Origin of the sequence: uncultured Acidaminococcus sp. (genome assembly GCA_900538365.1) — a bacterium.
In the GTDB taxonomy this organism is placed as follows: domain Bacteria; phylum Bacillota; class Negativicutes; order Acidaminococcales; family Acidaminococcaceae; genus Acidaminococcus.
In genome coordinates this window covers 37,443-50,350 of record UPXT01000012.1, presented here as the reverse complement: position 1 = coordinate 50,350, position 12,908 = coordinate 37,443, and the positions used below count along the sequence as shown (strand labels likewise).

General features: G+C 52.6%; 12 protein-coding genes. All 12 read left to right on the top strand.

Going from position 1 to position 12,908, the window contains the following annotated elements; translation table 11 throughout:
* Nucleotides 1-148: 148 nt before the first annotated feature.
* The 12 genes from lpxB to QZQ08_RS04050 are packed head-to-tail and all read left to right on the top strand — an operon-like array spanning nucleotide 149 to nucleotide 12,854.
* Complete coding sequence (lpxB, locus tag QZQ08_RS04105; RefSeq protein ID WP_296328257.1) at nucleotides 149-1,282, top strand: lipid-A-disaccharide synthase; 1,134 nt, start codon at nucleotides 149-151, stop codon at nucleotides 1,280-1,282.
* Nucleotides 1,279-3,048, top strand: coding sequence for an ABC transporter ATP-binding protein (locus tag QZQ08_RS04100; RefSeq protein WP_296328254.1), 1,770 nt, complete (start codon nucleotides 1,279-1,281; stop codon nucleotides 3,046-3,048). Before lpxB ends, QZQ08_RS04100 begins: the two co-directional genes overlap by 4 nt.
* A gap of 47 nt (nucleotides 3,049-3,095) precedes the next feature.
* A complete protein-coding gene (gene lpxK / locus QZQ08_RS04095) occupies nucleotides 3,096-5,627 on the top strand; it encodes a tetraacyldisaccharide 4'-kinase (RefSeq protein ID WP_296328252.1) in 2,532 nt (843 codons plus the stop codon).
* Entirely contained in the window at nucleotides 5,624-6,403 is a 780-nt protein-coding gene (gene kdsB / locus QZQ08_RS04090; RefSeq protein ID WP_296328248.1) for a 3-deoxy-manno-octulosonate cytidylyltransferase, read from the top strand. The genes lpxK and kdsB overlap by 4 nt, the downstream gene beginning before the upstream one ends.
* 2 nt (nucleotides 6,404-6,405) lie before the next feature.
* Nucleotides 6,406-7,227, top strand: a complete 822-nt coding sequence (gene kdsA / locus QZQ08_RS04085; RefSeq protein ID WP_296328244.1) for a 3-deoxy-8-phosphooctulonate synthase — start codon at nucleotides 6,406-6,408, stop codon at nucleotides 7,225-7,227.
* Nucleotides 7,228-7,231: 4 nt separating this feature from the next.
* Nucleotides 7,232-8,197, top strand: coding sequence for an SIS domain-containing protein (locus QZQ08_RS04080; protein ID WP_296328241.1), 966 nt, complete (start codon nucleotides 7,232-7,234; stop codon nucleotides 8,195-8,197).
* The gene (locus QZQ08_RS04075; protein WP_296328238.1) at nucleotides 8,198-8,740 is read left to right on the top strand and encodes an HAD family hydrolase; all 543 of its coding nucleotides are present in this window, start codon (nucleotides 8,198-8,200) and stop codon (nucleotides 8,738-8,740) included.
* Nucleotides 8,740-9,609: a lysophospholipid acyltransferase family protein gene (locus QZQ08_RS04070; protein ID WP_296328232.1), complete on the top strand. Its 870-nt coding sequence runs from the start codon at nucleotides 8,740-8,742 to the stop codon at nucleotides 9,607-9,609. The genes QZQ08_RS04075 and QZQ08_RS04070 overlap by 1 nt, the downstream gene beginning before the upstream one ends.
* Nucleotides 9,610-9,625: 16 nt before the next feature.
* On the top strand, nucleotides 9,626-10,174 hold the full coding sequence (gene lptC, locus QZQ08_RS04065; RefSeq protein ID WP_296328231.1) for an LPS export ABC transporter periplasmic protein LptC: 549 nt from the start codon (nucleotides 9,626-9,628) through the stop codon (nucleotides 10,172-10,174).
* Complete coding sequence (locus QZQ08_RS04060) at nucleotides 10,175-11,023, top strand: LptA/OstA family protein (RefSeq protein ID WP_296328229.1); 849 nt, start codon at nucleotides 10,175-10,177, stop codon at nucleotides 11,021-11,023.
* 14 nt (nucleotides 11,024-11,037) lie between these two features.
* Nucleotides 11,038-11,757 (top strand): LPS export ABC transporter ATP-binding protein, encoded by a 720-nt coding sequence (gene lptB / locus QZQ08_RS04055; RefSeq protein WP_296328226.1) that lies wholly within the window; start codon nucleotides 11,038-11,040, stop codon nucleotides 11,755-11,757.
* Between the two features lie 8 nt (nucleotides 11,758-11,765).
* A complete protein-coding gene (locus QZQ08_RS04050; RefSeq protein WP_296328222.1) occupies nucleotides 11,766-12,854 on the top strand; it encodes an LptF/LptG family permease in 1,089 nt (362 codons plus the stop codon).
* Nucleotides 12,855-12,908 lie beyond the last annotated feature (54 nt).

The following is a 12,908-nucleotide window of genomic DNA, read 5'->3' as shown; positions in this document are numbered from 1 at the left end:
AATTAAGCTGCAACACAATCTTATAGGGGTCTCCCGAGAAAATGTTGACACATACCCCATACTCCAAAGCTACAGCAAAAATTCCTCCAATATGATATAATAAACTGTCAAACTGTCATTTAATCCTACGTGAGGAGGGTTCCATAGGATGCGTATCTTCATCTCAGCCGGCGAAGCCTCCGGCGACCTGCATGCCGCAGCCCTGACGAGGGAAATCCTTTCCCTTGCGCCTGATGCCGAAGTGTTTGGCATGGGCGGCGATGCGCTCCGGTCTGCTGGCGGAGAGGTTATTTTTGATTATAAAGACAACAGCGTCATGGGTTTTGTTGAGGTCCTCCGGAAGCTCCCAGCCCTGTTTCGGCTCCGGGATGCTTTTCGCCAGGTTATGGTGGAACGGAAACCGGATATTTTTGTGACTGTCGATTATCCTGATTTTAATATGCGTGTGGCCAAGGTCGCAAAGCAGTTGGGCATTCCCGTTTTCTGCTTCATTCCGCCTTCGGCGTGGGCCTGGCGGCGGGGGCGGGCCAAGATGGTGGCTCGTCTGGCAGCCCGTGTGGCCTGCATCTATCCTTTTGCTTATGAGGTCTATAAGGAAGCCGGCGCCCCTGTTGAATTTGTGGGCAATCCCCTTGTTGATATCGTAAAACCTACGATGAGCCAAGCTGAAGCCCAAAAGGCGGTCGGTAAAAGGACTGGCCATCCGCTCATCCTGCTGCTTCCGGGAAGCCGCCAGGGTGAACTTCGAGGCGTCCTTCCCGTGATGCTTGAAGCACTGCCGCTTATTAAAAAGGCCCGGCCTGATGCGGATTTTATCCTCCAAAAGGCGCCCAATGTGGACCGCCGGAAGCTTGAAGCAGCCCTTGCTGCGTCCAAGGTTCCCGTCCCCATTGTCGAAGATCATCCCTATGACACCATGGGTGCCTGCGACGCGGCCCTTGCTACAAGCGGAACGGTCGTCCTGGAAGCGGCCCTCATGAATCTTCCCAGCGTCATCTGCTACAAGGCAAGTCCCCTCAGCATGGCCATTGCTAAAGCTCTCGTCAAAGTGAAATATGCAGGTCTGCCCAATCTTTTGGCGGGTCGGGAAATCCTGCCCGAACTCATTCAGGAAAAGATGACACCCGAAAATATGGCCCGTCACGTCCTGCGCTTTTTGGATCCTTCCGAAGGGACCAAGGTTCATCAGGATCTTCGGGAGGCCATCTGTAAACTCGGAGCTCCGGGCGCTGTCAAGCGGACAGCTGCCCTTATACTTGAAACTGCCAAGGAGAAGAAATGAACCTATATCTTAGAATCCTTAAATTCATCCGTCCATACCTGGGGCGCCTCATTGCTGCCGGTTTCTGTACGGTCATGACGGCCGCTGCCAACCTTTATGTGCCGTGGATTGTCCGCGACGTCATCGATAAGGTTTTCCAGAATAAGGACAGTGATCTCCTCAACTTGATTTCCCTTGGAATCGTGGTTATTTTCTTTGCTCGCGGCATTTTCTACTATGGTCAGAGCTACCTCATGAACTATGTCGGCGAAAGCATCGTCATCGACGTGCGGGGAATCGTCTACCGCAAGCTCATGACCCTGTCGACTCATTTTTTTGACACGAACAAGCTGGGAACCATCATGAGTTATGTCACAAACGATGTGGCAGCCCTCCAAGGCGCCATGGTGGCCAATTCCATTGAAATCATCACGGAAACGAGCGTCCTTATCGGGAGCGTCGGCGCTATGGTCTACCTCGACTGGAAGCTGACCCTTTTCACGTTCTGCACGTTCCCGGTGGTTCTTTTCTTCATGGATTTCTTCGGCAAGAAGATCCGCAAGAGCGGGCACCGCATCCAGCAGGCAACGGCGGATATTACATCCATCCTGCAGGAAACCTTGGCTGCTACACGGGTTGTGAAGAGCTTTGTCCGTGAACCTTATGAAATTGCCCGCTTCGATCAGCAGAACAAGGCCAATTTCTATGCCAATATGAAAAGTGCCAAGCTCATGGGGACCTTGTCTCCTGTCATTGAGTTTATTGCGGCCCTTGGGGTAACGGCTATCATTTGGTTTGGCGGCCGTTCCGTTATCGACGGTGACATTACGGCTGGGTCCCTTGTAGCCTTCCTCGTCTATGCCATCAATATTTCCAACCCCATCAAGCGGATTGCCCGTGTCATGGGAAGCATCCAAAAGGCGCTTGCTGCGGCTGAACGTGTCTTTTACATCATGGACCTGACAGATACGATTCCGCAAAAGCCGGATGCCATCACGCTGCCCAGTGTTGAGGGAAATGTGGAATTCCGTCATGTATCTTTTGCCTACAATAAAGGCGAGACCATCCTCCACGATGTGAGTTTTTCTGCAAAGCCCGGTCAAGCCATTGCCCTTGTGGGGCCTTCCGGCGCCGGTAAGTCAACGGTAGCAAGTCTGTTGCCCCGTTTTTATGACGTGACGGAAGGAGCCATCCTTGTTGATGGTCACGATGTTCGGGATGTGACGCTTGCGAGCCTGCGCGAACAGGTCGGCATTGTACCCCAGGAAACAAACCTCTTTAACGATACGGTCTATAACAACATTCTTTACGGACGGCTGGATGCAACGCGGGATGAGGTCATTGCAGCGGCCAAAGCCGCAAATGCCGATGAATTCATCCAGCAGCTGCCCAAGGGCTATGACACGCAGCTTGGCGACCGGGGCGTCAATATTTCCGGAGGTCAGCGCCAGCGTATTTCTATTGCCCGGGCCATCCTCAAGAACCCGCGTATCCTGATCCTTGACGAGGCAACAAGTGCCCTTGATACGGAAAGCGAACGCATTGTCCAGGAGGCCTTGGATCGCCTGATGGTGGGCCGCACAAGCTTTGTCATTGCCCACCGGCTGTCGACGATCCAAAACGCTGCCAAAATCATTGTCCTTGACAAGGGCTCCATTGTAGAAGAAGGAACCCATCAGCAGCTCATGGCAAAACATGGTCTTTATGCCCATCTGCATGATATCCAATTCAAGGAGAACCAGACGGCATCCGGCACTTTTGGGGATGACGCAAGTGAAGACGCCTAAAAGGCACGGGAGATAGGTTTCCCGATAAAGTGAAACGAGGGTGACTCATGTATTATCTGTATAACTTCCTGGCAGTGATGCTGCTGATCTTTTTTGTACTGCCTTATTTCATCTGGCGCTATTTCCGGGAAAAGGGATTTCCCCGCCGCTTCCGCCAGAGCATGGGCTTTATCCGTGACGATGAAATCGCAGCAGTCGCGCACCAGAACTGTATCTGGATCCACGGGGCCAGCGTGGGTGAAATTGTGGCCACAAGCCCCCTTGTAAAGGAAATCCGCAAGGCTATGCCTGATGCCAAGATCCTGGTTTCCGCCGTGACGACGGGGGGCTACAACATGGCCCACCAAATTATTCCCGAAGCGGATGCCATCATCTATTTCCCGCTTGATATGCCTTTTGTATCGGAGTCCTTTGTCAAGCGCATCATGCCGCGTATCTTTATGCCTGTGGAAACGGAGCTGTGGCCGAATTTCCTGCGTGCCATCAAGCGCCGCCGCATTCCTGTCATGATGGTAAACGGCCGTATTTCCGATAAATCAGTCAAAAGTTACCGGTACCTTTACGGCATCCTTGACGATATGATGGGAAGCGTGACCCGTTTTTGTATGCAAAGCTCCATTGACGCTGAATATATTGAGCATTTGGGCGCAGAAAAGCGCCGCATCTACATAACGGGCAATACGAAATTTGACCAGACCTATGCGGAAGTGACGCCGAAAGACCTTAAGACCTACAAGGAAGAACTCGGTCTTTACGATGATTATCCAATCATTGTTGCAGGCAGTACCCATCCGACGGAAGAAGAAAAGCTTTTTGAAGCGTTTACTGAAGTCCAAAAGGAATTTCTTAAGGCAAGGCTTCTCATTGCCCCGAGAAAGCCGGGACGGACGCATGAAATCACGCGTCTTGCTGAACGTTTCGGACTCACAGTGGGCCTGCGCTCCGTCCTTCGCGACGAAAAAGGCCAGCGGCCGCGTTACCCTGTCATCCTCATCGATACGATTGGGGAATTGGGGCGCATCTATGCCGTAGGTGATGTCGTCTTTGTCGGCGGCAGCCTCATCAACCATGGCGGACACAATGTCCTTGAGCCGGCGGCTCACGCCAAACCAATCATTGTGGGCCCGAGCATGTCAAACTTCAAGGATTCCTTCTCCCTTTTGAGCAAGGTGGGGGCCTGTGTCCAGATCCGGGATACCAAGGAACTGACCGCTATGATCCTTAAGATCCTGCGTGATGACGCACTCCGCAAAAAGATGGGCGACGCGTCCATCCAGGTCATCCGCGAAAACCGCGGTGCCGCCGTCCGTACCATTGGTTATCTTAAGGAGCTCCTGCGGCTTACCGCCACAGAGAGTATGGTCAATACCCACTATAAGATCAGCACGCGCAACATCAACGACGAGGTATCGCCCCGCATGCGTCCAGGAGATGCAGTGACGCAGTATTTGATCCAGCTTTCCCATGGCGAGGACAATACTGTGCTGGACTGGTTGGTCCTTTCCTTGCTCCGCGTCCTGTCCGTACTTTACGAAGTGGGGGTCCGCCTCAAACTGAGCTGCTACAACCATCATCTCCTGCCGACGACCAAGCTGGACTGCTGTGTCATCAGCATTGGCAATATTACGGTTGGCGGAACGGGAAAGACCCCAACTGCCCAGAAGGTCGCTCTGATGATCCGCGACATGGGTTACCGTGTTGTCATTTTGAACCGTGGCTATCGGTCCCACTGGCAGGAAAAGATTGGTGTCGTTTCCGACGGCAAGAAAATCTATATGACCGCTTACGAAGCCGGTGACGAAGCCTTCCTCATGGCAAAACAGCTGCCTGGCATTCCCGTTGTCATTGGGAAGGAACGCGCCATTACAGGTCAGTATGCTGTCGATAAATTCAAAGCTGAAGTCATCATCCTCGATGATGGCTACCAGCATTGGCAGCTCCACCGGGATCTGGATGTGGTCCTTGTGGATACGCTCAATATGTTTGGCAATGGCAGCATCCTGCCAAGAGGCACCCTGCGCGAACCGCTGAAGAACCTCAGCCGCGCTGACCTCTTCCTGCTTACCAAATGCGATCAGAGCTCACCCATTTCCCGAGCGACGCTCTGCGACCAATTGCATCGCTACAAACCCAATGCGCCCATCGTGGAAAGTATCCACAAACCCTGTGCGTTCATTGAGATTGCCGATTGGTATAAAAATGATGGTTCCAAGACACTTCCCCTTGAAGCACTCAAAGGACAGGAAGTCATGGTCTTTTCGGCCATTGGCAACCCGTCAAGTTTTGAACAGACCATGGCTGGTGAAGGGCTTAAGATTGCGGAAGCGATCCGTTACCCGGACCATCACGACTATGGCATGGTGGAAATGCAGTACATCATGGAACGGGCCATCAGCAAACGGGTCACGGCCCTTGTCACAACAGGCAAGGACGCTGTTAAGATCCCGACAGAATTCATCTACCTCCATCGTGAGGTCCCCCTCTATGTCCTAGACATGGAAATCCAGATCACCAGTGGGGAAGAGGCGTTTGTAAAAACGATCACCACTGCCATCGAAAAGGAGAACAAAAGACAATGAAAGTTTTATGTGTGATTCCGGCGCGTTATGCTTCTACCCGTCTGCCGGGGAAACCTCTTGCAAATCTGGCCGGTAAGCCCATGATTCAGCGTGTCTATGAACGGGCAGCCCAAGCCAAGATTCCTGATGAGATCATTGTTGCTACCGATGATGAACGCATCAAGGAAACCGTGGAAGGCTTTGGCGGCAAGGCGATGATGACGGCAGCTACGCATCCGTCCGGTACGGATCGTCTTGCCGAGGTGGCTTTGAGCTACGATAAGATAGATGTCATCATCAATGTCCAAGGGGATGAGCCGATGATCCCGCCGGAACTGATTGATTCCCTCTGTGAAGCGTTCGAAAACAACGACCAACTCCAGATGGCGACGGCAAAGACCCTTATGGATCCGTCCGAATATGACGATCCCAATGCAGTCAAAGTGGTTACGGACCAAAGCGGTTATGCCATCTATTTCTCCCGCAGCCTGATTCCGTATCCCCGTCATAAGACGCCGGAGTTCAAGGTATATAAGCACATCGGCATCTATGCCTACCGTCGGGACTTTCTTTTGAAATTTGCGGCACTGCTTCCCACGCCCCTTGAACAGATTGAAGGCCTGGAACAGCTGCGTGCCCTAGAAACCGGTGCCAAGATCAAGGTCCTCACGACGGATTTCAATGGCATTGGTATCGATACGCAGGAAGATCTGGATCGGGCCAATAAGGTCTTTGAATTGGAAGAAGAAAAGAAACGTCAGGAAGAAGCGGCACGAGCTGCCGAGGAAGGAAAGTAAACATGAAGACCGTAGCGATTGGAAAGTACGAAGTCGGTGCCGGGCATCCGCTTCTTGTCATGGCCGGTCCCTGTGTCCTGGAAGGCTATGAGCGGAGTCTCATGATCGGAAAACGGGCCAAGGCCATTTGTGAAAAGGTTGGCCTGCCCTATGTCTTCAAGGCATCCTTTGATAAAGCAAATCGTTCGAGCCTTACGGCTTTCCGCGGACCGGGACTGGAAGAAGGACTCGAAATCTTGAAGCAGATCAAAAGGGACCTGGGCGTCCCTGTTGTATCCGATGTCCATGAAACCGACCAAGTCGAAAAAGCAGCGGAAGTCCTCGATATCATCCAGATACCGGCTTTTCTCTGCCGCCAGACGGACCTGCTCGTGGCAGCAGCCCATACGGGCCGCGTGGTGAATGTCAAGAAGGGCCAGTTCCTGGCTCCGTGGGATATGAAAAATGTCGTCAATAAGCTCGTTGGATCTGGAACGGAAAAGATCATGCTGACAGAGCGCGGGGCCAGCTTTGGCTACAACACGCTTGTAACGGATATGCGGAGCCTTCCCATCATGCGTGACTTCGGCTATCCGGTCATTATGGATGTGACGCACAGCGTCCAGATTCCTGGCGGCAAGGGCACAAGTTCCGGTGGCCAGAGCCAGTACGCGCCCCATATGGCCCGCGCGGCTGCAGCAGTTGGTGTCGATGGGCTTTTTATGGAAGTCCATGACAACCCGGCAGAAGCCCTTTCCGACGGACCTAACATGATTGCCCTTGACAAGATGGAACAGGTTCTCCTGGACGCTAAAGCCATTGATGCCATTGGGCGTAGGGAGTGATACCATGTTTGAACGCGCTAAAGAAGCCCTCCAGATCGAGGCGGATTCCATCATGGAGCTGATTCCCCGTGTCGATGCACATTTTGGAGCCGCTCTTGAAATGATCCTTCACTGTCCCGGCCGCATCATTGTAACGGGAATGGGAAAAAGCGGCATCATTGGACGCAAGATTGCAGCGACCCTTGCCAGTACAGGGACGCCGTCCTTTTTCCTGCATCCTGCCGAAGCCATTCACGGCGATCTCGGCATGGTGACACAAAGTGACGTGGTCCTTGCCATTTCAAACAGCGGGGAAACAGGCGAGGTCCTTCATATCCTGCCCAGTATCCGCCGCATTGGGGCCCGCATCATTGCTATGGTGGGAAAACCGGAGTCGACCCTTGCCAAGAATGCGGATATCGTCCTTGATGTAGGGGTCAAGAAGGAAGCCTGTCCCTTGGGCCTTGCACCTACAAGCAGTACGACGGCAACCCTTGCTTTTGGCGATGCCCTTGCTATGGAACTGCTGTCGGCCCGCCATTTTACGGAAAATCAGTTTGCCATTTACCATCCCGGCGGAAGCCTGGGCAGAAAACTCCTCCTTACGGTTGGGGATATCATGCACAAAGGGAACGAAAATCCGTTGGTACCCTCTGACATGACCGTAAAGGATGCCCTTTTTGTCATTACCGACAAGGGGCTTGGTGCTGTTTCCGTCGTTGATGGAAAGGGCCGCCTTGAAGGGCTCCTCACGGATGGCGATATCCGCCGCGGCTTTGCAAGGAGCCTTGACTCTCTCAATAAACCGGTTTCTGAGCTTATGACAAAGTCGCCAAAAACCATTACAGCAAGAAAACTGGCTGCAGAAGCCCTTCACCTCATGGAATCGAACAAACCGCATCCCATTACGGTCCTGCCCGTTGTGGATGAAGAAAAGAGAGTCGTCGGCCTGCTCCATATGACCGATCTTGTGCATCAGGGAGTGGTATAAATGATGAAAGACGAAGATTTTGCTAAGATCCGTCTCCTTGCCCTCGATGTGGACGGCGTCATGACCGATGGATCCATCATCATTGGTCAGGAAGACGAACTCAGTAAACATTTCAATGTGCGCGACGGCCTGGGCATCAGCCTTGCCATGAGAAATGGTGTCCAAGTAGCCCTCATCACGGGGCGTCACAGTGAGATTGTGCTGCATCGCGCCATGGAACTTGGCATCAGCAATGTCTATGAAAATGTTGTCTATAAAGGAAAGACCCTCGTTGAAGCGGCCCAGCGTCTGGGTATCCCGATGGAAGCCGTGGCTTTCATGGGGGATGATCTCAATGACCTGCCGGCCTTTAGCCGCGCGGCCTATTCCTTTGCCCCCAAGGATGCGGCGCCTGAGGTGGCGGCCCGTGCCAATTATGTATGTGAGAAAAAAGGGGGAGAAGGCGCTGTCCGCGAAGTCTGCGAGAAGATTCTCAAGGCTAAAGGCCTCTGGGATGGTATCGTGGAAGGGTATCTGGTAAAAGGGTACGGTGACAGACAGTAATGCTTTATGCGATTCTCAAAGGGATGAGCACCTTCGTTTCCTGGCTTCCTTATAAAATCGTGGTCCGCCTGGGACGAAATTGTGGTAAACTATACTATCATATTGCTAAAAAGCAGCGCATCCGTGCGGAAAAGACCATCATGGAGCGAATGGGCATGGAGGAAAAAAAAGCCAAGGAAACGATTTACCGCCTCTTCCTCAATCTGGGCATGACCTTTATGGAAATGCTCTATATGCCTGCCCTCAATAAGGACAACATCCGCGGCCTTGTGACCTTTGATCGGCCCGAAGTTCTTTGGGAAGCCCTCAGTAAGAAAAAAGGCGTTGTTATGCTCGCCTGCCACATGGATAACTGGGAATGGCTCGGGGCGGCCCTGGCTCTTAATGGATTCCCCCTCAGTGCGGTGGAAAAACCTCAGCCCAACCCGGTCTACAGTGATTTCATGAATGAACTGCGCCGCGGTGTCGGGCAGGAAATCTTTGCCCGTGGGACCAATGAAATCCTCGGCTGTGCCCGAGCGATGAAAAAAGGTCGGATGCTGGGCCTGATTGCCGATCAGGACGGGGGCTACAATGGCATCTTTGTTCCTTTTTTTGGCAAGATGGCTTCGACGCCGGAAGGTCCGGCGTACTTTGCCCGCAAGTTCAAGGCTCCCATCATTCCCATCTTCATCATTCGCAGGAAAAATGGCTGCGGCCACCGCGTCTTTGTGAAGGATCCCATTTATTATGAGGACACAGGGAACCGTAAAAAGGATGATTACAACGTGACGCTCAAGATGACCCAAGAAGTGGAAGCCATCATCCGCGAATATCCGGACAACTGGATCTGGTTCCAGCACCGGTGGAATACACCTTATGAAGGATAAGAAAGGAAAGCGATTCATGCGCTCTGATAAACGGACAATCATGGTGGTCATTGGTGCCGTGCTGCTCATGGGCGGTGTCATTGCCTGGCTCCTGTCGAGTAAGCCTACGGCGGGAACGGTCAAAAAAGCCAAGGAAACCGACCCTCATCAGGTCATTGGGTCCACCATCGAAGAAAACAAGGATGGCCGTAAGGTATGGTCCCTGACGGTGGAATCCATGATCTACGATAGGAAGGCGCAGATTGATCATATGAAGGGCATCAAAGGCACCTTCTATGATGAAGATGGCTCAACGATGACCGTTACGGCTGATGAAGGGGATGTGGATGTAAAAACAAAGAGCGTCATCCTTACCAAGAATCCCAAAGGCACGACCAGTACCAATGGGACCGTTACGGCTGATAAGATTACTTGGAACAACCAAAAGCAGATTGTCATTGCCGAAGGCCATGCACGGCTGACCAAGGATGACGTTGTTGCCACGGGAGGCAAGGCGACCTTCAATGTGCCCATGGAGCACGCCACGCTGGAACAGGATGCACACGTACAGAAGGGAGAATTTTAAATGAAAATGAAAGCACTTTTCCTCACTTGTCTCATGACCGGCCTTCTGTCCATGGGCGCCGTGGCTTTTGCCGCTTCAAGCGTCAGCGGGGACAAGGTGGAATATGATTTTAAGAGTGGTCAGGCTGTGGCCGAAGGAAACGTGGAAATTCGCCATGATAAAGGCCGCGCCATGGCTAGAAAAGCAGAATACAACACCAAGACTGGGGAAGGCAGCCTTGAAGGCTCTGTCGTTGCCGATCAGGAAGATGCTCATCTGACGAGTGCCTCCCTGATCATCAAGAATAAGGGCGATTATCTTTCTGCCATTGGCAATGCCGTCCTTAAAAAGGCCGACAAGACCCTGCGCGCGGAACAGGTCAACTACGACTCGGCTGCAAAATACGCTGAAACCGTCGGCAGCTGGGCCCAGCTCACCATGGATGACGGGTCAAGCCTTGACGCGGCCTCGCTCACGTACAACATGGAAACAAACAAAGCTTTTGCTGACGGCAATGTACGCCTTATCAGTCCGCCTCGGGATCTTACGGCTCGAGCGGATTCGGCTGAATATGACCTTAACGAATCCGATGGGACCATCCATCTGAACGGCCACGCGACCGCGACGCAGGAAGGCAATACGGTCAGCGGCGATACGCTTACAATCCGCGGTGCCGGCGGCAAGATTGCCCAAGGCGACGGTGATGTACGGATGGTCATCATTCCGCGCAAGAAGGAAGAGGCGCCCGGCGAGGAAGTGCCGACCTTCCAGATTGCAGGGCGCGAAGGCGTGCCTGATTCGGTCTATAAATTTTACAACTGGCCCGGTGAGCCTGTAACCATCGGCTCTGTTGATACGGAGCTTGCTTAAAGGAGAAGGAACCTGTGAAAATTCGTGCAAATGATCTGGTAAAGGAATATGGGGGGCGCGTCGTTGTTGACCATGTCAGCCTCGAAGTGGCCCAGGGGAGCATTGTTGGCCTGCTCGGTAAAAATGGTGCCGGCAAGACAACAACCTTTTATATGATCGTCGGTCTGGAGCATCCAGATCGGGGCACGGTCCATTTGGATGAGCTTGAAGTGACGCACCTGCCCATGTATAAACGGGCCCTTGCAGGGATTGGGTATTTGCCGCAGGAAGCATCGATCTTTCGGAAATTGACGGTAGAGGAAAATCTCCTTGCCATCCTTGAGGACGTAGAACCGGATGGAAAAAAACGCCAAGAAAAGATGGAGGCCCTCATTGAAGAGTTCCATATTGGACACATCCGCAAGAGCCTGGGAACGGCCCTTTCCGGCGGTGAGCGCCGTCGTGTGGAAATCGCCCGTGCCCTTGCAACGGAACCGGCCTTTATTCTTCTTGATGAACCTTTTGCAGGCATTGACCCCATTGCCGTGGCTGATATCCAAGTTCTTGTCAAACATCTGGCCAAACGCGGCATTGGCGTTCTCATTACGGATCATAACGTGCGTGAAACGCTCAGCATTGTTGATAAGGCCTACATCCTGAACGAAGGCAAGATTATGGTCGAAGGCCCCAGTGAGAAGGTCGCTGCCGACCCGATTGCCCGGAAGTACTACCTTGGAAAAGACTTTAAGATGTGAGGCGTGCCATGAGGATACTTGATAAATACATTTTAAAACAGATGCTGCAGCCCTTTGCTTTTGGGGTAGCTGCCTTTTCAACCATCTTTGTGGCCAGCTCCTTCCTTTTCCGCGTGACCCAGTACATTACGCAGTATGGGGCGTCCTATTCATCGCTTTTCCGCCTCTTTCTGTGCCTCATGCCGGAAGTCATCAACTATACCTTCCCCATGAGTATGCTGCTCGCCTCTTTATTAACAATGGGACAGCTGTCCGGAAACAGCGAAATTACGGCGATGCGCAGTGGAGGAATGAGCTTCCGCCGCATTGCCATGCCAATCCTTGCCGCCGGATTCGTCGTCAGCCTTTTTTCCGTGGTCTGGGCTGAAAAAGTTGTGCCGCCGGCGAAAGCTGAGTACGAACGGATCATCCAGCAGGAAATCAAGAACAACACAAAACCCCGTACCCAAGACCATATCCTATTAAAGAACATCTCCAAGGGTCAGCTGACGCGTCTTACCTATGCTCGGACCTTTGATGAAAAAGCTGGTGTCATGAAGGATATCACCATCGAGGACTGGGATAAGGGCCGTGTCGTCCGTATCCAGCGCACGCCTGAAGCCAAATGGCAGAATGGGTTGTGGATCATGGAAAAGGGAACCATCACGGAAATCACGAACGAGGAAGGGCTCACACGGACTATGACTTTTGATAAGCAGGTCCTTCCCATTACGGAAACTCCAAAGACCATTACCCTTGATCAGAAAGACCCTGATGAAATGACCATCGGAGAATTGAAGATGTACATTGGCATTTTGGAGCGGCAGTACCAGCCGACGAGCAAATACGTCATGGAAATCTACAGCCGCTTTACCGTGCCCCTTGCAAGCTTCTTCTTTGCTCTCATCGGTGTACCGCTGGGCGTTCAAAGTCAGCGGGCAGGAACCAGTATGGGCCTGGGCTTTTCCGTAGTCATCATCTTTATTTATTACTCCATCATGACTTTCATGACCGGTCTTGGCCAGGGCGGCGTGATTCCGCCTTTTATCGCGGCGGCCGTGCCAAACTTCCTGTGCGGATGCGCAGGGGCCTATCTGATCTGGCAGAAAAATCACTGAAGGCTGCATAGGTAGGAAATCATTCCCGTTTCCTGCAGCAGCGTGCCTCCATTG